General features: G+C 71.6%; 21 protein-coding genes. 14 read left to right on the forward strand and 7 right to left on the reverse strand.

Translation table 11 applies throughout. From position 1 onward, the window contains the following. Positions 1-49: 49 nt before the first annotated feature. Entirely contained in the window at positions 50-613 is a 564-nt protein-coding gene (locus AAFN69_RS07910) for a sigma-70 family RNA polymerase sigma factor (protein ID WP_347727603.1), read from the reverse strand. Positions 614-924: 311 nt separating this feature from the next. Between AAFN69_RS07910 and AAFN69_RS07915 the strand changes: the two genes are divergently transcribed. The 3 genes from AAFN69_RS07915 (at position 925) to AAFN69_RS07925 (ending at position 3,873) form a co-directional block, all read left to right on the forward strand. After that, positions 925-2,178 carry a CapA family protein gene (locus AAFN69_RS07915; protein ID WP_347727604.1) on the forward strand — a complete coding sequence of 418 codons (1,254 nt, stop codon included), beginning with the start codon at positions 925-927 and terminating at the stop codon, positions 2,176-2,178. 181 nt (positions 2,179-2,359) lie between these two features. Further along, positions 2,360-2,518: a hypothetical protein gene (locus AAFN69_RS07920; RefSeq protein ID WP_347727605.1), complete on the forward strand. Its 159-nt coding sequence runs from the start codon at positions 2,360-2,362 to the stop codon at positions 2,516-2,518. A 494-nt stretch (positions 2,519-3,012) separates the two neighbouring features. Further along, positions 3,013-3,873 (forward strand): polysaccharide deacetylase family protein, encoded by an 861-nt coding sequence (locus AAFN69_RS07925; protein WP_347727606.1) that lies wholly within the window; start codon positions 3,013-3,015, stop codon positions 3,871-3,873. A 74-nt stretch (positions 3,874-3,947) separates the two neighbouring features. Here AAFN69_RS07925 and AAFN69_RS07930 read toward each other — a convergent pair whose 3' ends face one another. Next, positions 3,948-4,361, reverse strand: coding sequence for a VOC family protein (locus tag AAFN69_RS07930; RefSeq protein ID WP_347727607.1), 414 nt, complete (start codon positions 4,359-4,361; stop codon positions 3,948-3,950). 57 nt (positions 4,362-4,418) lie between these two features. Beyond that, positions 4,419-5,081 (reverse strand): class F sortase, encoded by a 663-nt coding sequence (locus AAFN69_RS07935; RefSeq protein WP_347727608.1) that lies wholly within the window; start codon positions 5,079-5,081, stop codon positions 4,419-4,421. A 333-nt stretch (positions 5,082-5,414) separates the two neighbouring features. On the opposite strand from AAFN69_RS07935, the gene AAFN69_RS07940 reads away from it, so the two are divergent. Further along, a complete protein-coding gene (locus tag AAFN69_RS07940) occupies positions 5,415-5,993 on the forward strand; it encodes a hypothetical protein (protein ID WP_347727609.1) in 579 nt (192 codons plus the stop codon). Between the two features lie 150 nt (positions 5,994-6,143). On the opposite strand, the gene AAFN69_RS07945 is transcribed toward AAFN69_RS07940, so the two are convergent. Then, complete coding sequence (locus AAFN69_RS07945; protein WP_347727610.1) at positions 6,144-6,713, reverse strand: hypothetical protein; 570 nt, start codon at positions 6,711-6,713, stop codon at positions 6,144-6,146. A 907-nt stretch (positions 6,714-7,620) separates the two neighbouring features. On the opposite strand from AAFN69_RS07945, the gene AAFN69_RS07950 reads away from it, so the two are divergent. Then, positions 7,621-8,433, forward strand: coding sequence for an SAM-dependent methyltransferase (locus tag AAFN69_RS07950; RefSeq protein ID WP_347727611.1), 813 nt, complete (start codon positions 7,621-7,623; stop codon positions 8,431-8,433). Beyond that, positions 8,430-10,625: an EAL domain-containing protein gene (locus tag AAFN69_RS07955; RefSeq protein ID WP_347727612.1), complete on the forward strand. Its 2,196-nt coding sequence runs from the start codon at positions 8,430-8,432 to the stop codon at positions 10,623-10,625. The genes AAFN69_RS07950 and AAFN69_RS07955 overlap by 4 nt, the downstream gene beginning before the upstream one ends. Before the next feature lie 866 nt (positions 10,626-11,491). Here AAFN69_RS07955 and AAFN69_RS07960 read toward each other — a convergent pair. After that, a complete protein-coding gene (locus tag AAFN69_RS07960) occupies positions 11,492-12,373 on the reverse strand; it encodes a LysR substrate-binding domain-containing protein (RefSeq protein WP_347727613.1) in 882 nt (293 codons plus the stop codon). An 82-nt stretch (positions 12,374-12,455) separates the two neighbouring features. On the opposite strand from AAFN69_RS07960, the gene AAFN69_RS07965 reads away from it, so the two are divergent. From AAFN69_RS07965 to AAFN69_RS07990, 6 genes are all read left to right on the forward strand, one after another. Beyond that, positions 12,456-13,178: a succinate dehydrogenase gene (locus tag AAFN69_RS07965; protein WP_347727614.1), complete on the forward strand. Its 723-nt coding sequence runs from the start codon at positions 12,456-12,458 to the stop codon at positions 13,176-13,178. Between the two features lies 1 nt (position 13,179). Beyond that, a complete protein-coding gene (locus AAFN69_RS07970) occupies positions 13,180-15,126 on the forward strand; it encodes a fumarate reductase/succinate dehydrogenase flavoprotein subunit (RefSeq protein WP_347727615.1) in 1,947 nt (648 codons plus the stop codon). Further along, on the forward strand, positions 15,123-15,869 hold the full coding sequence (locus AAFN69_RS07975; protein WP_347727616.1) for a succinate dehydrogenase/fumarate reductase iron-sulfur subunit: 747 nt from the start codon (positions 15,123-15,125) through the stop codon (positions 15,867-15,869). The genes AAFN69_RS07970 and AAFN69_RS07975 overlap by 4 nt, the downstream gene beginning before the upstream one ends. Before the next feature lie 396 nt (positions 15,870-16,265). After that, positions 16,266-16,679, forward strand: coding sequence for a tyrosinase cofactor (locus tag AAFN69_RS07980; protein WP_347727617.1), 414 nt, complete (start codon positions 16,266-16,268; stop codon positions 16,677-16,679). 16 nt (positions 16,680-16,695) lie between these two features. Continuing rightward, entirely contained in the window at positions 16,696-17,514 is an 819-nt protein-coding gene (locus AAFN69_RS07985) for a tyrosinase family protein (protein WP_347727618.1), read from the forward strand. A 247-nt stretch (positions 17,515-17,761) separates the two neighbouring features. Next, entirely contained in the window at positions 17,762-18,271 is a 510-nt protein-coding gene (locus AAFN69_RS07990) for a hypothetical protein (protein WP_347727619.1), read from the forward strand. 47 nt (positions 18,272-18,318) lie between these two features. Here AAFN69_RS07990 and AAFN69_RS07995 read toward each other — a convergent pair whose 3' ends face one another. Then, positions 18,319-20,733 (reverse strand): excinuclease ABC subunit UvrA, encoded by a 2,415-nt coding sequence (locus AAFN69_RS07995; RefSeq protein ID WP_347727620.1) that lies wholly within the window; start codon positions 20,731-20,733, stop codon positions 18,319-18,321. Positions 20,734-20,856: 123 nt separating this feature from the next. Between AAFN69_RS07995 and AAFN69_RS08000 the strand changes: the two genes are divergently transcribed. Then, positions 20,857-21,351 (forward strand): hypothetical protein, encoded by a 495-nt coding sequence (locus AAFN69_RS08000; RefSeq protein WP_347727621.1) that lies wholly within the window; start codon positions 20,857-20,859, stop codon positions 21,349-21,351. Positions 21,352-21,473: 122 nt separating this feature from the next. Here the strand turns inward: AAFN69_RS08000 and AAFN69_RS08005 are convergent, their stop codons facing one another. After that, the gene (locus AAFN69_RS08005) at positions 21,474-21,689 is read right to left on the reverse strand and encodes a dodecin (protein WP_347727622.1); all 216 of its coding nucleotides are present in this window, start codon (positions 21,687-21,689) and stop codon (positions 21,474-21,476) included. A gap of 193 nt (positions 21,690-21,882) precedes the next feature. Here AAFN69_RS08005 and AAFN69_RS08010 point away from each other — a divergent pair, with 193 nt between their 5' ends. Beyond that, positions 21,883-23,145 carry an extracellular solute-binding protein gene (locus tag AAFN69_RS08010; RefSeq protein WP_347727623.1) on the forward strand — a complete coding sequence of 421 codons (1,263 nt, stop codon included), beginning with the start codon at positions 21,883-21,885 and terminating at the stop codon, positions 23,143-23,145. Positions 23,146-23,366: the final 221 nt, after the last annotated feature.

Consider the following 23,366-nt stretch of genomic DNA (forward strand, 5'->3'; position numbering starts at 1 on the left):
GAGCCGCCCGCTCGTGGGGAGCGGACGGCTCGGAGGGGCGGAGCCGGGCTCATGCCCGGCTCCGCCGGTGTGCCCCGCGCGGCCCGGTGTAGCCGGGGAGGCAGCGGGCGAGGGCGCGCAGGGCGTAGTGGGTCCGCGACTTGACCGTCCCCGGCGGGATGCCGAGGGATTCGGCGGCCTCGTTCACGCTCAGCCCCTGGAAGTAGATCCGCCCGAGCACCGCCCGGTGCTCGGGGCTGAGCGATCCGACCGCCGCGCGGACGTCGAGGGCGGTCACGGCGGATTCGGTGATGTCCAGCGGGTCGGCGGTGCCGGCGAGTACCCCGTCGCCGATCTCGGTGGGGCGGGCCAGCCGTGAGCGGCGGGCGTCGATCGCGAGCCGCCGGCCCACGGTGAAGAGCCAGGGCCGCATCGACTCGTACGGACCGCGGAACGCCTCCGGATGCTGCCAGGCGCGTACCAGCGTCTCCTGGAGCAGATCCTCGGCACGCTGCCGGTCCCCGTAGGTCAGCCCCTGGAGGAACGTCAGCAGCGCGCGGCCGTGCTCGCGCTGGAGTTCCACGATGGCCCGCTCGTCGGTGGTCGCGGAAGCCGTCACGGTCGCCGTCGCCATTGCCGACACCCTTTCGCCCGGTGGTCGCTGTCACGTGGCTCGCTTGTGTGTGGCGTATCCGAACGCATCCCGGGCCCCGGGGACAGCAGGCCCCGGCCGGTCTTCGGCGAGCGGTCGCACGGAGCGGCGAATGGTGCGGTGAGCGGGCGGCCGGATCCGGACGGCGGGGGAGCCGGGGCGGCGAACGGCGCAATACGGATGGAAAGGGTCCGTTTCGGTGACCTCCTGGCGCGGCTGCTTGACGGGCACTCATGGCGACCTGTCCAGTCGGATTGTCATATTTAAGGTAATTGTCCTGGTTGGAGTCGCCCATGCCCCGGAGCCCGCGGCGGGCAGCCGCCGTTACCGCCGTACTCCTGGGGGCCGCCGCGGCGGCCTGCGCCGGTCCGCCCCCGGCCGGGGACCGGCCGGTCCCCGGCCCGGCGGGCTCCTCCCCCGCCGCGGCCGGCCCGCCGGCGCTGGTGCTCGCTCCCGCCGCCCCCGTCGCGCCGCCCGCGGGGCGCCCGGCGGCGAAGCGCGCCTTCACCCTGGTCGCCAGCGGCGACGTGCTCCCGCACGACTCCGTCATCCGCCGGGCGCGGCTGGACTCGGAGGACGGCGGATACGACTTCGCCCCGATGCTCGCCGGGGTCCGGCCCGTGGTCTCCGCAGCCGATCTGGCCATCTGCCACATGGAGACCGTCTACGGCGCGGACGGCGACTACCGCGGCTACCCCGCCTTCACCTCCCCGCCGCAGGTCGCCCGGGGACTCGCCGACACCGGGTACGACTCCTGCTCCACCGCCTCCAACCACTCCCTCGACGACGGCGCCGAGGGCATCCGGCGCACCCTGGACGCCCTCGACGCGGCGGGCGTCGGGCACACGGGATCGGCCCGCACGGAGTCCGAGGCCCGCACTCCCGCCTGGCTCGCGGCGCGCGGCGCGCGAGTCGCCCAGCTCGCCTACACCTACGGCACCAACGGCTATCCGCTCCCCGAAGGGCAGCCCTGGGCGGTCGCCCCGATGGAGCGGGACCGGATCCTCGCCGACGCCCGCGCCGCCCGGCGGGCGGGCGCCGATGTGGTCGTCGTCAGCCTGCACTGGGGCACCGAATGGCAGACCGAACCCGACGAGATCCAGCGCGAGCTGGCCCGCGGCCTCACCGCCGCCGGCCCGGCGGACCGGCCCGACATCGATCTGATCATCGGCACCCATGCGCATGTCCCCCAGGCGTACGAGAAGGTCAACGGAACCTGGGTGGTCTACGGCATGGGCGACCAGATCGCCGGCCCGATGTTCAACCACTCGGGCGGCTTCGACGCCCGCGGCAACCAGGGCTCCATCGCCCGCTTCACCTTCGCCCCGCCCCTCCCGCCGCTCCGGCCGGACGCGCGATGGGAGGTGCGCAGGGCGGAGTTCATCCCGCAGCTGATGGACATCGGGGCCGGACGCGTGATCAATGTCGCGGACGCGCTGGACCGGGGCGCGGACCGGGACGACTACCGGGAGGCCCTGGAATCGGTCCGTACGGCGGTGCTGAGCAGGGGAGCGTCGGCGGACGGCCTGACGATGTCCAGCCGCTGAGCCGCTGAGCCGCTGAGCCGCTGAGCCGCTGAGCCGCTGAGCCGGTGTCCGCTCGCGCGCCGGAGCGCCCGCGAACAGTCGCGACGGCAGGACCGGCCGCCCCGTGTCGGGTACACATGTGCCTTTGGGGCCGAACCGGCCCCGGAACGCCCCGCACACCACCGCCCCGACCGGAGTCACGATGACCGACCACGACGACACACACATCTGCGACCCCGGTGCCACCACCTACCACTGCCCCACCAGCGGCGAAACGGAATCCACCTGCCACGGCGGCTTCGACACCTGCTGCGACCGCCCCGACCTCCACCGGCCCACCGCCGACGCCCCGCCCGCCTGACCGCACGCCCCCGTCGGCACCGCGTCCGGTCCGGGGGCGGCTGCCGCCTGTCGTATTCCGTCGCCGGCCGGCCGAGGGCTGGCCCGAGCCCGCCGCCGGTCGCCGGAGTGCTGAACGCCGGGGCGGGGTTCGACGGCTCACGCGGGGAGGGTGACTGCCGGCTCGCGCGCCGCCGTCGGCACTGCTCGCGCTCCGGGGGTGGCGGGCTGTCGTATTCCGTCGCCGGCCGGACCAGGGTTGGCCCGAGTCCGTCGCCCGTCGCCCATCGCCCGTCGCCGGTCCCCGGAGCTCTGAGCTCCGGGGCGGCGTTGGACGGCCCGCGCGGGAAGGGTGGCCGCCCACCGGCTGCCGGGAAGGCCCTGGTCACGGGAGCCCGTCACGAGGACAGCCGCCCCCCCGGAGGGGATTTCGCACGATTGCTCCCATCGGGTGCATTCGTCCGCCGAGGCGTGTTGATCATGAGTCCGGCGCGGGCGGCGTGCGAGCAGTTGGTCATGAAGAAGGATCAGACACCGCAGGACCGTCGGTCGGTGCTCCGGATCGCCGCGTACCTCGGTGCGGCGGCCACGGCAGGGCTGTTGTTGACCGAGGGCACGGGAAGCCCGCGGCCCGGCCGGCCCGCGGCTCCGCCCGCGCCGGCCGCCGGGCAGAATCCGGCGGGCGGGGCCCCCGGCTCCGCCGCGCGGACCGCGGGGGCGTCGGCGTACCGCCTCCAGCCCATGACGGCGTACCAGCCCATGCGCCGGGCCCTGCCCCCGGTGCGCCGCCGGCCCTTCCACCGGCTCCCCGAAGCCGGGCGGACCATGGTGCTGACCTTCGACGACGGTCCGGACCCCCGCTACACGCCCGCGATTCTGCGCACCCTGCGCGAGTACGAGGTGCGCGCCATGTTCTTCGTCTGCGGCGAGATGGCCACCGAACACCGCGACCTGCTGCGGGAAATGGCCGACGACGGCCATGTGATCGGCAATCACTCCTGGTCCCACCCGCTGATCCCACGGCTCGCGCCCTCCGGAATCCGCAGCGAACTGGGCCGCACCAGCGAGGTCATCGAGCAGGTCACCGGCGCGCCGCCGCTCTGGTACCGGGCCCCCTTCGGGGCCTGGAACAGACACTCCTTCGAAATCGGCGCGGAGCTCGGGATGGAGCCGCTGGCCTGGTCGGTCGACACCCTCGACTGGACAGAGCCGGGCACCGGCACGATCGTCAGCCGGGTGCGGGACGGCGCGGCACCCGGGGTGGTGGTGCTCTCCCACGACGCGGGCGGCGACCGCTCGCAGAGTGTGGCGGCGCTCCGCCACTATCTGCCCGATCTGCTGGCCGACGACTACCGCATCACCGTCCCGCGCCGCTGACCGCACACCCGTGGCCCGGCCGTACCCGTGGCCCGGCCGGGCCCGCGGCGTCCGCGCGGGCCCGGGGGGCCATGTCAGACGGCCGCCCCCGCGCCGGCACCGCCCGCGGGCTCGATGAGATCCCAGCGGTTGCCGTACAGATCCCGGAAGACCGCCACCGTCCCGTAGGGCTCATGGCGGGGCTCCTCCTCGAACACCACCCCGGCCGCCAGCATCCGCGCGTGGTCCCGCCCGAAGTCGTCGGTGTTCAGGAAGTGGCCGACCCGGCCGCCCAGCTGGTCACCCACCCGCGCCTCCTGGGCGGGGCCGTCGGCGCGGGCGAGGAGCAGTGCCGTCTCCCGCGAGCCCCGGGGCGCGACCACCACCCAGCGCGACCCCGCGCCCCTGGCGGTGTCCTCCACGAGGTCGAAGCCGACACGGTTCACATAAAAGTCGATGGCCTCGTCGTAATCACGCACGACGAGGGCCACGAGTCCGAGATGATTCATCCGGCGCATCATGCCGCATCGTCCGCGCGGGCCGGGCGGCACGCCCGCCCCGCCGCCTCAGAGGGTCTTCACCATCCGGGCGAACACCACGACATTGCCGTCGTAGCCGTGCGCCTTCGAGTAGCCGCCGCCGCAGGTGATCACGCGCAGCTCGGCGAAGCCGGTGTCCCCGTAGACCTGGGCCGCCGGGAAGTTCTCCTTGCCGAACACCTCCACCCCGTACACCTCGAAGACCGCCGTCTTCCCGTCGAGCCGGGGCACCTCGATCCGGCGGCCCTTGCGGAGGGAGCCGAGCGCGTAGAACACGGCCGGCCCGGAGAGATTGTCGACATGGCCGACCAGGACCGAGGTGCCGCGCTGACCCGGGGAGATGCCGTTCTGGTACCAGCCGGCGATATTGGGATCCGCCGCGGGCGGCGCCTCGATCCAGCCGTCCGGATCCAGGCCGACATTCATGATCGGGGCGTCCACGTCGATCCCGGGGATGCGCACCCGCTCCGGCGGGGTGGAGTCCAGCGTCCTCGGGGTGCTGAGCGGGGCGAAGCTCTCCCCGGGCCGGACGAGCGCGGCGGCCGAGGCCGGCTGCGGAGGGCCCAGGGCGACATCGACGCCGTTCTTCATCAGGGCGATCCCGGTGAGCATCACCAGGGCGAGGACCCCCCAGGGCGAGGGCTTGCGCCACTGTGAGCCGTTGCACTCCTCGCCGTACCGCTCGCCCATGATTCTCCTTCGCCGTGTTGTCCCGGGGCTTGTGCGCACGCTAAGTGAGCGAGCCGGGGTCGGCGAGGAGGGAAGGGCGAACGGGTGGCGGCGGCCACTCGGGGTGACCCATCCGTGTCATCCGGTCCGACAATCCTGCTGATCGTCTGTGACCTGCGGCTCCATCAGCTCCCGGCGGCGTGTCGCCGGTGTGTCGCGGAGCCGCCCGCTCACTGGGGTGGACCATCGCCGAAATGCGATGAATGGTGCTCCCGGTGAGGGTTCGTCATGGAAGGCGTACTCGTCGAATCCCCCGGAGCGCCGCTTCGGTGCGTCTTCCGCTGGAGGTTCACGATGCGTGCTTCACGCGCTCTCGCAGTGGCCGCTGTCACCTGCGCGGCCGTCGGACTCTCGGCCCCGGTGGCCACCGCGGGCGGCGACAGACAGGACACCGGACCGATCCATGTCTCGGTCCATCCGCACTCCGTCCACCAGGGAGGCACCCTGACGATCACCGTCCACGGGTGCAGCCGCGGGGGCACGGTCACATCCAACGCCTTCCCCAGGACCAGCCTCCACCGGGGTGACAGCCGCGGCGACGACCGGGGCGACGACCGGGGCGATGCCCGCGGGGACGACCGCGGGGACGGACGCGGCGAGAACCGGGAGAACACCTCGACCGCCACCGCGCGGATCCACGACCACGCCTCGCCGGGGCACTACAACCTCGCGGCCCGCTGCAACAACAACCCGGGCATCGCCACCGCGCAGTTCACCGTGGTCTCGGGCCGGGGCGCGCTCGGTGGGCTCGGCGGCTCGATGGGCCCCAGCTCCACCGAGATGGCGGTGGGTGCCGGGCTCGTGGGCACCGCGGCCATCGGCGGCTCGCTCTTCATCGCCCGCCGCCGCCGGACCATCGGCGGCAGGGCCTGACCGGCCGGGACTCCCGCCCGGCCGGAAACGCCCGTCGCCCCGCGTCCCGGAGAGGGACGCGGGGCGACGGGCGTGCACCGCGGGTGCGATGGCGGCGGCGGGGGACCGGTTGCCGGAGAACGGGGACATGTGCGGGGCCGCGGCGCGGGCTCAGTGCCTGCGGTCATCCGCCGGCGTCCGCCTGCGCACCGCGAACGCGGTCGCGGCGGCGGCCGTCACCACCAGCGCGGCGCCTATGGTGATCTCTCCGGCGTTCATCTCGCCCACACTGCCGCCGAGCCCGCCGCGCACCCCCTGCGGGGAAGCCGCGGGACTGCTCACCGCGGCGGTGGCGGCGATGGTGGGCGTGGAGAGGCCGCCGGCGATGTTCAGATTGAACGTCCCCCGCCGGCTTCCGCAGGTGAACTGCACCGAGTACTGCGTACCGGGCCGGGCATCCGCCCGTACGGTGGTCACGGTCGAGGTGCCGGACCGGATGGTCACACCGTTGAAGGCACCGGACGACGCGGTCGCCGTGGTGGCACATCCGCTGGCGGAGAGCGCGACCCGCCCGCCCGGCGCGACCGTGGACGGGCTGGCGGTGAAGAGAACGGCGCCGCTGTCGACGCCGGGGGTACCGGGCGCCGAACCGGTCACCGTGGCGGCGGCCGCGAGGGGGGCGGTCAGGCAGAGGGCGGCGGCGCCCAGCAGAGCGGCGGATGCGGCAGATATCGCACGCATGGTGAATCCTCCGGGTCCCCGAGGAGCAGCCGCGGAACCATTTTCCACAGAAGGAGGAGATTGCCCCTCGACAACCGGAACGCTAAGAGTGCGGTACTCCGTCCGCGATCTCTGTCGGGCGAATGGGTCATCGGTGTAGGCCGGGCGGTGTACGCGACGGCGTGTCGCGCCTCTCCGGCTCCCCGGGCCGCACGCGCCGCCGGCCGGCTCGCGATGCGGCACGGCACCTGCCGCACGCCCCGCCGCCGGGCCCGGGGGAAACCTCACCGGGCCCGGCCCCGCCTCCGCGCGCGGGAGACCCCACCCGCGAAGACCGCGAACCGGGTGAGACCGTCATCGAAGGAATGGAATGACCCTTCACGGGGTCATGGAGGGCCCGGTCCGGCCGATGAGCACGCTCCGCGCCGGCGAATGCCCGGAGAAATGGCCGGTTGTCGCTCCTGCCGGAGAGTGCGGCACCAGGGAAATCGTGCTCAAGCGGTACGTCACCCTCACCCGCCCCGCCGGCATCACGCGGCGGAGCCCCGACCGCCGGCCCCTCCGCGCCCTCGCCGGTGAAAGCGGCCCGGATGCCGTCAACGGACAACACCCGGGCGGCACTTGGTGTTCACCGGAGGCCGGGGAAAGCCGGCCGGAGGGCCCGGGGGGTCGCCGCGAGGCGCCCTCGGCCCCGTCCGGCCCGCCTCACATGCCCCGCGTGACGGCGGACCGGCCGCCCCGCACGGCGGGCCCGGCCGGTATCGGACGGCGGATCGCCGGCGCGATCCTGGCGGCGATCCGTGTGACCAAGAACGGACCGTGAATTTCCGTTTGGACTCGCCCAATTGGCGGGCGATCAGTAGCCTCGGCTCGAACACCGGCCGTGCACATGGCCGGACTTCCCCGCGCGACTTGGTTGGAGACATCGATGGAGCGTCCCGCCTGGGCCCCGCCCGGCATCGATACATCGATGCCGAGCGTGTCCCGCATGCACGACTACTACCTGGGCGGCTCGCACAATTTCGAGATCGACCGGGAAGCCGCGCGCCGGGCCCTGGAATTCCTTCCCGGTCTGCCGAGAATCATGCAGGCGGGCCGGGCGTTCATGCGCCGGGCCGTGCGGTACGCGATCGGCCGGGGCGTCACCCAGTTCCTCGACATCGGCTCCGGAATCCCCACCTTCGGCAGCGTTCACGAAGTCGCGCGCGCGGCACACCCCGGCGCCCGGATCGTCTGCGCCGACCACGACCCGATCGCCGTCGCACACGGACGCTCACTCACCGAGAGCGACCCGCTGACCGCCTTCACCGCCGGGGATCTGCGCAAGCCCCGGCAGATTCTGGACAGCCCGGAGGTGACCGGAGTGCTCGATCTCGAACAGCCGGTGGCGCTCCTGCTGGTCTCTGTGCTCCACTTCACCGAGGACGCGGACGACCCCTATGGCGCGGTCGCCGAAGTGAGCGGTCCGCTCGCGCCGGGCAGTCTGATCGTCATCAACCACATGGCCCATGACGGTCTCCCCGTCTCCGAGGCGGAGGCGGCCCCCGCGATCGACGTCTACCAGGACATCCGCAATCCGCTGATCATGCGTTCACATGCACAGACAGCCAGGTTCTTCGAGGGGTACGAGATGGTCGAGCCCGGACTGGTGTCCCCGCCGCGATGGCGGCCCGACACCCCCGCCGAGCAGGAGGACGCATATGCCTCCACAGGTTTCGCCGGGGTGGGACACAAGGCGTGATGGCGCCCTCGCAAACGGCGGGTTCCGCGGTGGACCCGGACGACCTCGATGACAGACTCCGCCGCTTCGCCACCATCTGGAGCCGCGCCGTCTATCCCGTGACGGCGACCTCGCTCACCAGAGCCGAGGTCGAGGAGCACCTGCTCCCGCTGGCCAGACAGCTCAGCGAATCGCTGCACGCCCGCACCTTCGACCCCCGCACCGCACAGCGGATCGGAGCCGCGCTGATCGACGCGCACTGCACCGACCCCGAGGCGCTCGCCGGCACCCTCGGCGTCATCGACGCCTATCTGGTGCTCTACTGCGGGCCCGGAACCGGCACCGCGCCGGACCGCGCGCCCGAGACGGAAACCGCCGCCGAGGAGAGCCGCGCCCGCTGTGCCCGGCTCCAGCATGCGCTGGCCGCCGGATTCGCCCAGGGCCTGCGCGAACGCACCCTCGCCGAACAGGAAGCCATCGCCCGCTCCTCGCTCCGCGCCCGCTCGGACGCCGTCAGCGCGCTGCACGCCACCGAGGCCCGGCTCCGCGCCGTCTTCGAGGGCGCGGCGATCGGCATCTGGATCGCCGACCTCGAAGGAAACGTCCTGGAGGTCAACGAAACCCTGACCCGGATGTTCGGCGGACTGGAACAGCACGTCCGCAGCAAGAAGGTCTCCGAATGGTCCCACCCCGAGGACCGGCCCCACATCTGGCAGCTCTACCGCGAGCTCATCCGCGGGGAACGCGAGCACTTCCGGGCGGAGAAACCGTTCTTCCGCCAGGACGGCACGGTCCTGTGGACCAACCTCACCGTCTCCCTGCTCCGCGACCCCGAGGGCAGACCCCAGTACCAGCTCGCCCTGCTGGAGGACACCACCGAACGGCGGCTGCTCAATCTGCGGCTGCGGTACGAGGCCACCCATGACGCGCTCACCGGGCTGCCCAACCGGACGCTCTTCTTCGAACGCCTGGAGAAGGCGCTCTCCAGCGGCGACGACTCCCGCTTCGGCCTCTGCTATCTCGACCTCGACGGCTTCAAGGCCATCAACGACAGCCTGGGCCACGCCACCGGTGACCGGCTGCTGGTCGAAGTCGCGGACCGGCTCCAGAGCTGCGCCACCGCGCCCGGCGAGATGGTGGCCCGCCTCGGCGGCGACGAGTTCGTCGCCCTGACCACCGGGCCGGAGACCGAACACGAGGTCGGCGAACTCGCGGCCCGCATCCTCGGCGCGCTCGCCGCGCCGATCCGGGTGGACGGACGCGAATTCTCCGTCCGCGGCTCCATCGGCATCGTCGAGGGCCCCGCCGCCGAACGCACCACCGCGGAGGTGCTGCGCAGCGCCGACATCACCATGTACCGGGCCAAATCGGCCGGCGGCAACCGCTATGAGATCGCCGATCCGGAACTGGACGCCCGCGCGATCACCCGGCACGGTCTCACCACCGCGCTGCCCGCCGCACTGGAACGCGGTGAGTTCTTCATCGAGTACCAGCCCCTGGTGCACATGGACGACGGCAGTGTCCACGGCGCGGAGGCGCTGGTCCGCTGGTCCCATCCGCAGCACGGCGTCCTCGGGCCGGACCAGTTCATCCCCCTCGCCGAGCACACCGGCCTGATCGTCCCGCTCGGCCGCTGGGTGCTCCAGGAAGCCGTCCGCCAGGCCCGGTTCTGGCAGGAGCACCACGCGGACGGCGGCCCCCTGCGGATCAATGTGAACCTCTCGCCCACCCAGCTCCACCACCCCGGCCTGGTCCGGGACACGGTCGCGGTCCTGGAGCGCTCCGGCCTGGAACCGGGCGCGCTCTGCCTCGAGGTCACCGAATCGGCGCTGATCGGCGCGGACGAGGGACTGCTCAGACCGCTGCGGCAACTCGCCGACCTGGGCGTCGACATCGCCCTCGACGACTTCGGCACCGGGTACTCCAACCTGGCGAACCTGCGCCGGCTGCCGGTCAGCGTCCTCAAACTGGACCGCTCCTTCACCAAGGGCATGCAGCATCTGCCGGTGGACCCGGTCGACCTGAAGATCGTGGAGGGAATCGTTTCGCTGGCGCACAGCCTGGAGCTGGCGGTCACCGTCGAGGGAGTGGAGACGGGAGCGCAGGCGGATCAGCTCCGTGAGCTGGGCTGTGACACGGCTCAGGGCTGGTACTACGCCCGCCCGGGGCCGCCGGATCAGCTCCACGCGCTCTCCCTGGCGGACGCGGTCTGAGCGCCTGCCGGGGGTGCGTTGTCCGGGGCTCCGCCCTGGGCCCGGCGCGTCTGCCTCCGGCGGGGCTCTTGTTGGTGCGGGTTGCCCGTTTGCTCGGGCGGGGGTCTTGTTGGTGCGGGTTGGGTGCCGCTCCGGTTCGGTACTGGGGCTGCATGATTTACGGCGCGGTGACCCGGTCTTGTTTTGATCACCCGGGTTTGCGCCACAAATCACGCTTGATGCCCCAGTACCGCTCCTGCGCGTCCCCCCTTCCGCGAGTAAGCCCAGTGCGTGATGACAGTGCTCTGCCCGTCCGCGCGTTCCGAGACGGTTTCACAAGGCGGGGAGCCCGGGTCCGGAAGGTCACCCGGGGGTGGGTGGGTGATGGGCGTCAGAGTGGGCGGGTGCTTCTGGGCGGGCGCTCCCGAACCAAAAACAAGCGGTTCCGGGCCCGGGGGCCGTTTATCGGGCGATGCTCGTGGAGGGGGTGTGCAGGGTCGTCCCCGGAAGAGCCGGCGGCAATACCCGGGTACGCGAGACAAGCGGGCCGGTTTCCGCCGGCTCTGAGGAGTCGAGCCCGGAGGACCCCCGGGCCGCCATGGAACAAGGCGCCCCGCTCCGTACCAACAGCACCAAAACCAAGCCCCGCCGGCGTTTGAGGCGCCGGGCTCGGGGCGGAGCCCCGGAAAAGCACCCGCACCACGGGCGACCCGAACAACACAAGGCGGACGCGACACGGCACCTCACGCCAGCCCGCACCCGCGAACGAGGGCGAGCAAATTCAGCCTCGCCGGCGTTTGAGGCGCCGGGCCCGGGGCGGAGCCCCGGGAAAGCACCCGCACCACGGGCACGGGCGCACAGGACTGGGCCCCGCCGGAGGTGAAGGGTCAGGATCGTGAGCCCAGCAGCACGCGCTGGAACTCCCGCGCCGCCCGCGGCGGCGCCACGTCACTGCGGTGCGCCAGCGCAATCGTCCGTGCCAGCCCCGGCGGCGCGAGCGGTGTCACCCGGAATCCCGGCCCCGCACGCCCCGCGACCATGCTGGGGACCACCGCCATGCCCAGGCCCGCCCGTACGAATCCGAGCACCGCGTCCATCTCGCCGCCCTCCACCGTGAACGCCGGCTCGAAGCCCGCCGCCCGGCACGCCGCCACCGTCAGCTCACGCAGGTCGTAACCGTGGCGGAACATCACCAGCGGCTGATCCCGGAGATCGGCGATCCGCAGCGGCCCGCGCGGCGCCCGGGACGAGGCGGCGGAGACCACCACCAGGTCCTCCCGCAGCAGCTCCACCGTGGTCAGCGCGGGCGACCCGGGAGGCAGCGGGAGCACCACCAGCGCCAGATCGAGCGCGCCGCGCGCCAGCTCGCGGACGAGGTCGTGGGATCCGCCCTCCTCGATCAGGAGCCGGATGCCGGGATGGCGGTCGTGGAAGACCCGCAGCACCTCGGGCAGCAGTCCGGTGCACAGGCTCGGTGTCGCCCCCAGCCGTACCCGGCCCCGGCGCAGCTGGACCAGCTCCTGCACCTCGTGCCGGGCCGTGTCCGCGTCGGCCAGGATGCGGCGGGCGAGCGGCAGCAGGGCCTCACCGGCGTCGGTGAGGGTGATATTGCCCCGTGCCCGGCTGAAGAGCTCCGCCCCGAGCTCCGTCTCCAGCGCGCGGATCTGCTGTGAGAGCGAGGGCTGGGAGACATGCACCTGCTCGGCGGCATGGGTGAAGTGCCTGGCCTCGGCGACCGCCACGAAGTAGAGAAGCTGCTGGAACTGCATGGTGCCACGATAGGCCATGCCTATCGAGATGAGCGGAATCATGTCTTGGACCTCTTGACGGTTCCGGCTCTACCGTTCCCCCATGGCTCTGGCATCGCGGACCGAACAGCGGCGGCCGGGGGATCGGCAATCCCCGCCCGCGCGCTCCTTCTGGGGATCCACCCTGGGCAAGAAGACCGTCATGGCCGTCAGCGGCCTGATCATGCTCGGCTATCTCGCCGCCCATGTGCTGGGCAATCTGAAGGTCTTCTCCGGACCGCGCGAGTTCAATGAGTACGCCCACTGGCTGCGCACCGTGGGCGCACCCGTGCTCCACGAGGAGTGGGCGCTCTGGCTCGTCCGTATCGTGCTGCTCGCCGCCGTCGTGGCGCACGCGGTCTCCGCGTACCAGCTGAGCCGGCGCGACATCAGGGCCAGGCCCACCGCCTATGTCCACAAGCGGAAGCGCGCGAGCTATGCCACCCGCACCATGCGGTGGGGCGGTGTCATCCTCGGTCTCTTCATCGTGTGGCACATCCTCGATCTGACGACCCTGACCGTCAACGAGAACGCCCAGCCGGGCCGCCCGTACGAGAACCTCGTGGCCACCTTCTCCACCTGGTACGGCAATGTCATCTACCTCACCGCCATGGTCGCCCTCGGTCTGCACATCCGGCACGGCTTCTGGAGCGCCGCCCAGACCCTCGGCGCCGGAAACGCCCGCCGCGACCGTGCCCTCAAGGCCGCCGCCAACGGCTGCGCGGTGCTGCTGACCGCCGGTTTCATCGCCGTACCCGTCGCCGTCATGACCGGAGTCGTGAGCTGAGATGACCTATTCGCAGTACGAGACCGGCAACCCGATCGCCGACACCCGGGCCCCCGAGGGGCCGATCGCCGAGCGGTGGGACCGCCGCCGATTCGGGGCGAAGCTGGTGAATCCGGCCAACCGCCGCAAGTACACCGTGATCGTCGTCGGCACCGGACTGGCGGGCGGCGCCGCCGGGGCGACCCTGGGCGAGCAGGGCTACCACGTGGAGCAGTTCTGCTACCAGGACTCCCCGCGCCGGGCCCACTCCATCGCCGCCCAGGGCGGCATCAACGCGGCGAAGAACTACCGCAACGACGGCGACTCGGTCCACCGCCTCTTCTACGACACCGTCAAGGGCGGCGACTTCCGGGCCCGCGAGTCCAATGTGCACCGGCTCGCCCAGATCTCCGTGGAGATCATCGACCAGTGCGTGGCCCAGGGGGTTCCCTTCGCCCGGGAGTACGGCGGGCTCCTCGACACCCGTTCCTTCGGCGGGGTCCAGGTCTCCCGCACCTTCTACGCCCGGGGCCAGACCGGCCAGCAGCTTCTCCTGGGGGCGTACCAGGCGCTCTCCCGGCAGGTGGCCGCCGGCAATGTCACGCTGCACCCGCGCACCGAGATGCTCGATCTGATCGTGGTCAAGGGCCGGGTGCGGGGCATCGTCGCCCGCGATCTGGTCACCGGGGAGATCACTCCTCACTTCGCCGACGCGGTGGTCCTGGCCACCGGCGGATACGGCAATGTCTTCTACCTCTCCACCAACGCCATGAACTCCAACGCCACCGCCGTCTGGCGGGCCCACCGCCGCGGGGCGCTGTTCGCCAACCCCTGCTTCACCCAGATCCACCCCACCTGCATCCCGCGCACCGGCGACCACCAGTCCAAGCTGACGCTGATGAGCGAGTCGCTGCGCAACGACGGCCGTATCTGGGTCCCCAGGGCCCATGGCGACCAGCGCCCCGCCAACGAGATCCCGGAGGAGGAGCGGGACTACTACCTGGAGCGCGTCTACCCCTCCTTCGGCAATCTCGTCCCGCGCGACATCGCCTCCCGCGCCGCCAAGAACGTCTGTGACGAGGGGCGCGGTGTGGGCCCCGGCGGGCAGGGCGTCTATCTGGACTTCGCCGACGCCATCCGGCGGATGGGCCGTGCGAAGGTCGAGGAGAAGTACGGGAACCTCTTCGAGATGTACGAGCGGATCACCGCCGAGAATCCCTACGAGGTGCCGATGCGGATCTACCCCGCCGTGCACTACACGATGGGCGGCCTCTGGGTGGACTACGACCTCTCCACCACCGTCCCCGGACTCTTCGCGATCGGCGAGGCCAACTTCTCCGACCACGGGGCGAACCGGCTGGGCGCGTCCGCGCTGATGCAGGGTCTGGGCGACGGCTACTTCGTCCTGCCGTCCACGATCAGCGACTATCTCGCCGAGAATCCGCCGGGCCGTCCGCTGCACATCACCCACCCCGCGGTCACCGAGGTGATCGCCGAGACCGAGGACCGGCTCCGGCTGCTGCTCGCGGTCGGCGGCGACCGCACCCCCGACTCCTTCCACCGCGAGCTCGGCGAGCTGATGTGGGAGTACTGCGGAATGGCCCGCACGGAGGAGGGGCTGCGGAAGGCGCTGGAGGAGATACCCCGGATCCGCGAGGAGTTCTGGCGCCGGATCAAGGTGCCGGGCACGGGCGAGGAGTTCAACCAGTCGCTGGAGAAGGCCAACCGGATCGTCGACTATCTGGAACTGGCCGAGCTGATGTGTCTGGACGCGCTCCACCGGCGCGAGTCCTGCGGCGGCCACTTCCGGGAGGAGTCCCAGACCCCCGACGGGGAGGCGGCCCGCCGCGACGAGGAGTTCGGCTACGCCGCGGCCTGGGAGTTCCGGGGCACCGGGGCCGCACCCGTCCTCCACAAGGAGGAGCTTGTCTTCGAGTACGTCCACCCCACTCAGCGGAGTTACGCATGAGGCTCACCCTGCGCGTCTGGCGGCAGCGCCGGCCCGGCGACCCCGGTGCCATGGCCACCTATGAGGTCGACGGCATCTCCGCCGACATGTCCTTCCTGGAGATGCTCGACACCCTCAATGAGGAACTCATCCTGCGCGGTGAGGATCCGGTCGCCTTCGACCACGACTGCCGCGAGGGCATCTGCGGTGCCTGCAGTCTGGTCATCAACGGCGACGCGCACGGCCCGGAGCGGACCACCACCTGCCAGCTGCACATGCGCTCCTTCGCCGACGGCGACACGATCGACATCGAGCCCTGGCGGGCCGCCGCCTTCCCGGTGGTCAAGGATCTCGTCGTCGACCGGTCGGCCTTCGACCGGATCATCCAGTCCGGCGGCTATGTCAGCGTCCCGACCGGTGCCGCGCCCGAGGCCCACGCCACCCCGGTGCCCAAGCCCGACGCCGACTTCGCCTTCGAACACGCCGAGTGCATCGGCTGCGGGGCCTGTGTCGCCGCCTGCCCCAACGGCTCGGCGATGCTCTTCACCTCGGCGAAGATCAACCACCTCAATGTGCTGCCGCAGGGGGCGCCCGAGCGCGAGACCCGGGTGCTGGACATGGTGGCGGCGATGGACGAGGAGGGGTTCGGCGGCTGCACTCTGACCGGCGAGTGCGCCACCGCCTGCCCCAAGGGCATTCCGCTGCCGTCGATCGCGGCGATGAACAAGGAGTGGCTGCGGGCGAACCGCAAGGTCAAGCGGTAGCCGCGAGGGCGGTGGAGGGGCCGGGCGCGGAAGTGCGCCCGGCCCCTTCCGTATGCCCGCGTGCCGTCGCCCGACCGGAAATGTGGCAAGTGATGGGCAGAGTTCCGGACATTGTGGCCATGTGAGGGCGGGCACAGAGCTGTTCCCGGCTCCGCAAGATCTTCATGAGAACGACATACTCGGCGCGGAATATTTGCTTCCCCGGGGTGGGGTCACCGGCCGCAAAGCAAGATCAAAAAAGCGGTGCCGTGGGCGCGTGTTCGAGACATGTCCGTATAGCGGTCAACCGGAGTTCACCCCTCTTCTCCCTGCCGTCACACGGCGTGTACTCATGATCACGGCGGCCCGAGCTGACCTGCGGGCCGCCTCCACCACTCATCAGGGGGTTCATCAGTCATGTCCCGACTCTCCCGCCGCCGGGCCCTGGGCACCGCCGCAGGCGTGGCCGCAGGCATCGCGGTCGTCGGCGCCGCATCCGCGGGCGCGGTACAGCGGACGCCGGGCGGCTCCCCGGCCGAAAACACCTCGCACGGCCAGGACCCGGCGGCTCCCGCGCCCTTCGACGAGGTCCACCAGGGCCGCCGCATCCAGGGCGAACCCGTCGCCCACGCCCACGGGGGGCACCACGCCGGCCACGGCGACTACCGGGTGCTGATAGACGGCAGGGAACTGCATGTGATGCGGAACGCGGACGGCACCTGGATCAGCGTCGTCAACCACTACGAGACCTTCGCGACCCCGCGGGCGGTGGCCCGTGCCGCCGTCGCCGAACTCCAGGGCGCCGCCCTTGTCCCCCTCGACCTCGGCTGATCCGGGAGCCATCGCGATGACCGTACGCAAGAACCAGGCGAACCTCACCAGCGCCGAGAAGCAGGCATTCGTCAACGCCGTACTGACCCTCAAGAGCACCGGGCGGTACGACCCCTATGTCACCACCCACAACGCGTTCATCATGAGCGACACCGACAGCGGCGACCGGGTGGGCCACCGTTCGCCGTCCTTCCTGCCCTGGCACCGTCAGTACCTCATACAGTTCGAGCGCGACCTCCAGTCGGTCGATCCGTCCGTCTCGATTCCCTACTGGGACTGGACCGCCGACCGCACCGCCGGATCCTCGCTCTGGGCCCCCAACTTCCTCGGCGGCACCGGGCGCAGCCGTGACGGCCAGGTGACCGACGGGCCGTTCGCCTTCTCCACGGGGAACTGGACGCTCAATGTCCGCACGGACAGCCGCACCTTTCTGCGCCGGGCCCTGGGCGGGGGCGGGCGTCCGCTGCCGACCCGGGCCGAGGCCGATTCCGTACTCGCCCTGGCCGCCTATGACGCCGCGCCCTGGAACAGCGGCTCCGAAGGATTCCGCAACCATCTGGAGGGCTGGCGCGGTGTCAATCTGCACAACCGGGTCCATGTCTGGGTCGGCGGCCAGATGGCCACCGGTGTCTCCCCGAACGACCCGGTCTTCTGGATGCACCACGCCTTCGTGGACAAGCTCTGGGCCGACTGGCAGGCGCTGCACCCCTCCTCGCCGTACCTCCCGGCGGCGGGCACGGCCAATGTGGTCGATCTCAACGACACGATGCGCCCCTGGAACAATGTGACCCCGGCCGCCCTGCTGGATCACACCCCGCACTACACCTACGCGTAGTGCCACACCCCGGACCGGCACCCCGCCGCACGACCGGGCGGGCGCACTCGCGCACCGCTTCGAGTGTGTCGTGGGTGTCGGTCCACCACCGTGACCGCACCGGCATGGGACGCTCGGCCCGTGTGGCGGGGGAGCCCGCCGCGCATCCGGCACCCCGGCCGTGTCCCGTGCCCGTGCGGCACCCCGCCCGGCCGGGGCCGCGGACGGGGTGCCGCACATCCCGCCCGGAATCCGCGCGGGAGGCACGGTGGATGTCAGCACGTTCTACGCACTCTTCTCGGCGACCTGTTTCACCCTGGTCGGCCTCTGGTGGAACGTGGTGCAGGGGCACGCGGAGTGGCTGCGGGTACCCGCGATGCGCCGCATCGTGGGCGGCATCTATCTCTCCTTCCTGCTGCCCGCCCTGATGGGTCTCTTCGCCCAGGTGGGCGGCCTGGAGACACCGGAGATCTGGCGGATCAGCTTTGTGCTGGTCTCCGTCGCCGGCTGTCTGTCCACGGTCCGGCTGCTCGGGCGCGGCTCCCGGGACCCGGCCGCGGCCCGGCTGACCCTGCCCCAGTTCGCGGCGGCCGTCGTCTATGTCCTGATCGCCGTCGTGGGGGTGGCACCCGAACTGGCCGGGCACATCGGTCTGCGGCCCATCCAGGCCGAGGCGATCCTGCTGAGCCTGCTGGTGCTCATCGGGCACGGGCTGGTCTGGCGGTTCATGGCGGGGGAGGGCCGTCCCGGCGCGGAGGCCGACACCGCCGCTCCGTGAGCCGGCGGGGTGTGACCCCGGCGGGTGCCCGCCGTACGCCGCCGGGCTCACACTCCGCCGGCCGCCGGCCCGCGCCCGCCGCGCAGCACGGCCGCCAGATACCCCGCCGTCGGGCCGGCCCCGGCCGCCGCCACCTCGCGCGGGGTGCCCTCCGCCACGATCCTGCCGCCCGCGTCGCCCCCGCCGGGGCCCAGATCGATCACCCGGTCCGCGCTCGCGACGACCTCCATGTCGTGTTCCACGACCACCACCGAGTGCCCCGCGTCCACCAGACCGTTGAGCTGGCGCATCAGCACCTCCACATCGGCGGGATGGAGCCCGGTGGTCGGCTCGTCCAGGACATAGAGCGTGTGGGCGCGGCGCGGCCGCTGCAGTTCGCCGGCCAGCTTGATGCGCTGGGCCTCCCCGCCCGACAGCTCGGTGGCCGGCCGGCCGAGCTGAAGATGACCGAGCCCCACCTCGGCCAGCGCGCCCAGGCTGCGCTCCGCCGCCGGAATCCCGGCGAAGAACTCCGCCGCCGACTCCACCGTCAGATCCAGCACCTCCGCGATGTTCCGCCCCCGGTAACGGATCTCCAGCGTCGCCGGGTTGTAGCGGGCGCCCCCGCATTCGGGGCACGGTGTGTACGTACTCGGCAGAAAGAGCAGCTCCACCGAGACGAACCCCTCGCCCTGGCAGGTCTCGCACCGGCCGCCCCGTACATTGAACGAGAACCGGCCCGCCGTGTATCCCCGCTCCCTCGCCTCACCGGTGGCCGCGAAGAGCTTCCGCACCACGTCGAAGAGCCCCGTATAGGTGGCGATATTGGAACGGGGAGTGCGGCCGATGGGCCGCTGATCCACCGTCACCATCCGTTCCGCGCCCGGTGATCCCTCCGTGATGGCCCCCACGAGGGTTGACTTTCCCGACCCCGACACCCCGGTGACCGCCGTCAGCACCCCCAGCGGCAGCCGTGCCGTCACACCGCGCAGATTGTGGCGGGTGACCGGCCCGATCTCCAGCACCCCCGAGGGCTCGCGGACCGGCCGCGCGGGTGCCGGGGCGCGGTCGAAGAGAAAGCGGCGCGTCGCCGACTCCGCCACCCCGGCCAGCCCGGCGACGGGACCGCTGTGCACCACCCGGCCGCCGTGCTCACCGGCGCCCGGCCCCACATCGACCAGCCACTCCGCACTCCGCATCACCTCCAGATGGTGCTCCACCACGAACACCGAATTGCCCGCCGCCCTGAGCCGGCCGAGCACCGTCAGCAGTGCCTCGGTGTCCGCCGGGTGCAGCCCGGCGGACGGTTCGTCCAGCACGTACACCACACCGAAGAGCCCGGACCGCAGCTGGGTGGCGAGCCGCAGCCGCTGCAACTCGCCGCTGGAGAGGGTGGGGGTGGTCCGGTCGAGGCTGAGATAGCCGAGTCCCAGTTCGGTGACGGTGCCGATGCGGGCCAGCAGGTCGGCGGTGAGCACCCGCGCGGTCTCCCCGCCGTCCGTGTCGCCGCCGTCCGTGTCACCGGGAGCGGCGTCATCCGCCGGTCCGGCACCGGAGAGCAGCCGGGCCAGTGAGGTGAGCGGCAGCGCCGCCAGCTCCGCGATGGTCCGTCCCGCGAAGGTGACGGCCAGCGCCTCCGGCCGCAGTCTGCCGCCCCCGCAGGCCGGGCAGGGCGCACCGGCCAGGAAGCTCTCGGCCCGCGCGCGCAGTGCCGGGCTCCGGGAGTCGGCGAAGGTGTGCAGCACATAGTGCCGGGCGCTCATATAGGTGCCCTGATAGGGGCGCTGGATCCGGTCCGCGTCCCGTACCGGGTGCACCGTGACCACCGGCCGCTCCTTGGTGAAGAGGATCCACTCCCGGTCCGCGGGCGCCAGCTCGCGCCACGGCCGGTCGATGTCGTAGCCGAGGGCGTCCAGCACATCCCGGAGGTTCTTGCCCTGCCAGGCCCCCGGCCAGGCGGCGATGGCCCCCTCCCGCACCGACAGCGAGGGATCCGGAACCAGCAGCTCCTCGCTCGTGCGGTGCACCAGTCCCAGCCCGTGGCACTCCGGGCAGGCCCCGGCGGCCGTATTGGGGGAGAAGGCGTCCGAGTCCAGCCGCTCCGCGCCCGGCGGATACTCCCCGGCCCGGGAGAAGAGCATCCGCAGCGAGTTGGAGAGCGTGGTGACCGTGCCGACCGATGAGCGCGAGGTGGGGGCGGAGCGGCGCTGCTCCAGTGAGACGGCGGGCGGCAGCCCGGAGATCTCCCGCACCCTGGGTGCGCCCACCTGGCGGATCAGCCGCCGGGCGTAGGGCGCGACGGATTCGAAGTACCGGCGCTGCGCCTCGGCGTAGATGGTGCCGAAGGCGAGTGAGGACTTTCCCGACCCCGAGACACCGGTGAAGACGACCAGCCGGTCGCGCGGGATGTCCACGTCGACATCGCGGAGATTGTGCTCCCGGGCACCCCGGACGCGGACATGCGGGTCAGGCGGATTGTGCATAACGGACAATTCTAGGCGCTGTTCTCCTCCGGCGGACGGTGGGGGTCATGCCGCTACGCCAAGCGGGCATGCATGGATGATTCCGGTGAAGTGGACTTCGCGGACACGGCCTAGGCTGGTGGTGTGACACGAGGCAAAAGGCCATTGGCCATATTCGACCTTGACGGAACACTCGCGGACACCGCACACCGGCAGCGCTTTCTCGACCGGCGGCCACGCGACTGGAATGCTTTCTTCGCCGCGGCTCCGCAGGACCCGCCGCTCCCGCCGGGGGTCGCCCTGTGCCGTGAATCCGCGGTGGAGTGCGACATCGTCTATCTGACCGGCAGACCCGAGCGTTGCCGAAACGACACCCTCGCATGGCTGGCGGATCAGGAGCTGCCGGAGGGCGAACTCCTCATGCGCCGCAATGACGACCGGCGCCCCGCCCGGGTCACCAAATTGGCGGTCCTGCGCCGGCTGAGCCGGACCCGCGGCATCCGGATGCTGGTCGACGACGACGAACTGGTCTGCGCCGAGGCCGAGCGGGCCGGCTTCCGCGTGGTGCGGGCGCACTGGGGAGCCGAGGCCGTCGGTGCGGCGATGCGGGACGCGCAGGAGCGCGAGGGCCGGACCTGACCTGCGGACATCCCCCGGCCCTCGCGGCCGCGGAGGCGGGGGCGTCCCCGCGCGGGGTGACGTCCGCCACCCCCGTACCGCCTCTTCCCGCCCGCCGGTCGCGGACCCCGCCCGGTCGCGGGTCAGTCCTCGTCGTCCAGCCGGAAGCCCACCTTCAGCCCCACCTGGTAGTGCTCGATCCGCCCGTCGGCGATCCGGCCGCGCACCTGGGTCACCTCGAACCAGTCCAGTCCGCGCAGAGTTCGGCCCGCTCTGCTGATCCCGTTCCGAATGGCTTGATCCACTCCATCGGGAGATGTGCCGACAATCTCAGTGACTCGATAAGTGTGATTGGTCATGCCGTCGTACTCCTCTCGCTACACTCTCTCCACACGCTCTCCACCGTGCACCACCATGAGGCGGTGCGCGAGGCGTCGGTATAGGGCTTGACCGGCACTTTGGTACATACCAAAATCCAGCCACACCCGTGCGAGCCTGGAGCGCGCTTCCCCCCATCGGGTTCACGTTTCCACGCCCTCGAAGGTGAACGCTGTGAAAATCCGCCCTCTCCCACCATCCATCGCGCTGGCGTGTGTCGCCGCGCTCACCACCGGATGTGGGCTCGTTCCCGGCACCGGGTCCGAAACGCGCACCGTGCAGATCTGGCTGATGAAGGACAGCGTCTCCGACGAGTTCCTCGACCGCTTCACCGCGGAGTACGAGAAGGAACATCCGGCGGTCGAGCTGGAGATCAGCTTCCAGGAGTGGACCGGTATCGGGAAGAAGGTGAACGCCGCGCTCGATGGGAAGAACACCCCCGACATCATCGAGGTCGGCAACACCCAGGTCAGCCAGTACGCCGAGAGCGACGGACTGATGGACCTCACCCTGGAATCCGTGCGGGACCTGGGCAGCGACGAGTGGCTGGAGGGCCTCAAGGCCCCCGGCAACATCAACGGCTCGCAGTACGGCATACCCTGGTACGCCGCCAACCGGGTCGTCATCTACAACAAGGACATCTTCGCCGACGCGGGCATCACCAAGCTGCCGAAGACCCGCGCGCAGTGGCTGGAGATGACCGAGGAGCTCAACACCGGCGGCACCCAGGGCATCTATCTGCCCGGCCAGGACTGGTACACCCTGGCGGGCTTCGTCTGGGAGGACGGCGGCGATCTCGCCGTCGAGCGCGCCGGCAGCTGGGAGGGCATGCTCCACACCAAGGAGGCCCTGCGCGGTATGGACTACTACAAGAAGCTCCAGGCGCTGGGCAAGGGCCCCAAGGACGCGGACGAGCGGACCCCGCCGCAGACCGGTGAGTTCGCCAAGGGCAATGTCGCCCAGCTGATCGACATTCCCGCCGCCGCGGGCGTCATCGAGAAGGCCAACCCGCAGCTCAAGGGCAAGCTCGGCTACTTCTCCGTCCCCGGCAAGACCGCCGCCAAGCCCAGTGCCGTCTTCACCGGCGGCTCCGACCTGATCATCCCGGAGAAGGCGAAGCGGCGCAGCGACGCGGTCGAGGTCGTCAAGGCGCTGGCCAGCGAGCGCTGGCAGACCGACCTCGCCAAGACGATGAGCTATGTGCCCAACAAGGAGTCACTGGCCGCCGTCATCCAGGGCCAGGAGGCCACGGCCGCCATGGCGGCCGGCGCCGTCGCCAAGGGCAGTCAGGCATCGCCCAACTCCCCCCAGTGGGCCAATGTCGAGGTCGACAACCCGATCAAGCCCTTCATGAGCAAGGTGCTCCAGGGCGGCGACCCCGCGCGCGCGGCGCGGGAGGCGTCCGACCGGATCACCACCCTGCTGTCGCCGGGCTGACCGGAGACCGGGCCGCGCCGAGTGCGGGCCGGGCCGCCGTCTCTGTGCGGGAGACGGCGACTCCGGTCCGGCATTCGGGGCATCCGGGACATTGAAGGGTCACCGCCGAGTGACCCGGGCGCTGTGCACGCCCGGGTCGCCGGTCACGGGCCGGGGCTGTGCGGGCCCCGGCCCTTCCCTCTGCCCCGGCCCTTCTCCTCGCCCCGGCCCCCCTCTTCGCC

The sequence above is a fragment of the Streptomyces sp. CAU 1734 genome (genome assembly GCF_039888735.1).
In the GTDB taxonomy this organism is placed as follows: Bacteria; Actinomycetota; Actinomycetes; order Streptomycetales; family Streptomycetaceae; genus Streptomyces.